A 2,362-nucleotide genomic window follows, 5' to 3' on the forward strand; every position below is an offset into this window, starting at 1 on the left:
ACCACGGCGAACTCGCCGTTGCCGAACGTGATGGGTTGCCCGTCGATTACGTTGATGATGCGGCGGGCGGCCTCGTCGGAGTCCTTGAGCACGTCGAACGCGCCGTCGTTGAAGATCGGGCAGTTCTGGTAGATCTCCACCAGGGCCGACCCGCGGTGCTCGGCGGCCTGCCGCAGCACCTCGGTCAGGCCCGCGCGGTCGGAGTCGACCGCGCGGCCGACGAACGTGGCTTCCGCGCCCAGCGCCAGCGACACCGGGTTGAACGGGTGGTCCAGCGAGCCCAGCGGCGTGGACTTGGTGACCTTGCCCTCTTCGGACGTCGGCGAGTACTGGCCCTTGGTCAGGCCGTAGATCCGGTTGTTGAACAGCAGGATCTTCAGGTTCACGTTGCGGCGCAGCGTGTGGATGAGGTGGTTGCCGCCGATGGACAGCGCGTCGCCGTCACCGGTGACGACCCACACCGACAGGTCGGGCCGGGCCACGGCCAGGCCGGTCGCGATGGCCGGCGCGCGCCCGTGGATGGAGTGCATGCCGTAGGTGTTCATGTAGTACGGGAACCGCGACGAGCAGCCGATCCCGGACACGAACACGATGTTCTCGCGCTTGAGCCCCAGCGTGGGCAGGAACGACTGCACGGCGTTGAGCACCACGTAGTCGCCGCAGCCGGGGCACCAGCGGACCTCCTGGTCGGACTTGTAGTCCTTGGCCTTCTGCGGCTGGTCCGCGGTGGGCACGCCGACCAGACCCCCAACGGTCGGCAGGCCCAGTTCCGTCGCCGTCATTCGGACACTCCCTTGATCACGTCGGCGAGCACGTCCTGAAGCTCCTCGGCCTTGAACGGCAGGCCCTGCACCTTCGTGTAGCTGATCGCGTCGACCAGGTACCTGGCGCGCAGCAGCATCGCCAACTGGCCGAGGTTCATCTCCGGCACGACGACCCGGTCGTACCGGGCGAGCACCTCGCCCAGGTTGCGCGGGAACGGGTTGAGGTGGCGCAGGTGCGCGTGCGCGACCGGCATCCCCAGCTTGCGCACCCGCCGCGCCGCCGCGCCGATCGGGCCGTAGGACGAGCCCCAGCCCACGACGAGCACGCGTGCCTGGCCCGACGGGTCGTCGACCTCGACGTCGGGCACCCCGATCCCGTCGATCTTGCGCTGCCGCAGCCGCACCATGTGGTCGTGGTTGGCCGGGTCGTAGGAGATGTTGCCGGACCCGTCGGCCTTCTCCAGGCCGCCGATGCGGTGTTGCAGGCCCGCCGTGCCGGGCACCGCCCACGGCCGCGCCAGCGTCTCCGGGTCGCGCAGGTAGGGCCAGAACGACTCGCCGTCGGGCGAGTTCGGCTCGGTGGCGAACTCCACGGTCAGGTCGGGCAGCTCGGACAGGTCCGGGATGAGCCACGGCTCGGAGCCGTTGGCGATCGCGCCGTCGGACAGCAGCAGCACCGGCGTGCGGTAGACCAGCGCGATCCGCGCGGCCTCCAACGCGGCGTCGAAGCAGTCCGCGGGCGAGCGCGGCGCGACGATCGCGACCGGCGACTCGCCGTTGCGGCCGAACATCGCCTGGAGCAGGTCGGCCTGCTCGGTCTTGGTCGGCAGGCCGGTGGACGGGCCGCCGCGCTGCACGTCGATGACGATCAGCGGCAGCTCGGTCATCACGGCCAGGCCGATGGTCTCCGACTTCAGCGCCACGCCGGGGCCGGACGTCGACGTCACGCCCAGCGCGCCGCCGTAGGACGCGCCCAGCGCCGCGCCGATGCCCGCGATCTCGTCCTCGGCCTGCAACGTCGTGATGCCGAAGTTCTTGTGCCTGGACAGCTCGTGCAGGATGTCCGACGCCGGGGTGATGGGGTAGGTGCCCAGCACCACGGGCAGCCCGGACCGCTGCCCGGCCGCCACGATGCCGTAGGCGAGCGCGGTGTTGCCGGTGATCTGGCGGTAGGTGCCCCGGTTCAGCCTGGCGGGCGCGACCTCGTAGGTCACCGCGAAGGACTCGGTGGTCTCGCCGTAGTTCCAGCCCGCCCGGAACGCCAGCACGTTGGCCTCGGCGATGTCGGGCTTGCCGGCGAACTTCTCGCGCAGGAACCGTTCGGTGCCCTCGGTCGGCCGGTGGTACATCCAGGACAGCAGGCCCAGGGCGAACATGTTCTTCGCCCGTTCCGCGTCCTTCTTGCCCAGACCGGTGTTCTCCAGCGCGCCGATGGTCAGCGTGGCCATCGCGACCTTGTGCACCTGGTAGTTCCCGGTGAGGGTGTCGTCCTCCAGCGGGTCGGCCGCGTAGCCGACCTTGACCAGGTTGCGCTTGGTGAACTCGTCGGTGTTGACGATCAGGATCCCGCCCTTGGGCAGGTCGTCGATGTTCGCCTT

The 2,362-nt window shown here is 69.9% G+C and carries 2 protein-coding genes; both read right to left on the reverse strand.

The features are described 5' to 3' along the window. A partial coding sequence (locus tag LZG04_RS41345; RefSeq protein WP_233827428.1) for a 2-oxoacid:ferredoxin oxidoreductase subunit beta occupies nucleotides 1-782 on the reverse strand: 782 nt, incomplete at its 3' end. Next, nucleotides 779-2,362, reverse strand: a 1,584-nt coding sequence (locus LZG04_RS41350) for a 2-oxoacid:acceptor oxidoreductase subunit alpha (RefSeq protein WP_233827429.1), incomplete at its 5' end; no start/stop codon positions are given. The genes LZG04_RS41350 and LZG04_RS41345, both read right to left, overlap by 4 nt.

The organism is Saccharothrix sp. S26, assembly GCF_021390395.1.
Taxonomy (GTDB): Bacteria; Actinomycetota; Actinomycetes; order Mycobacteriales; family Pseudonocardiaceae; genus Actinosynnema.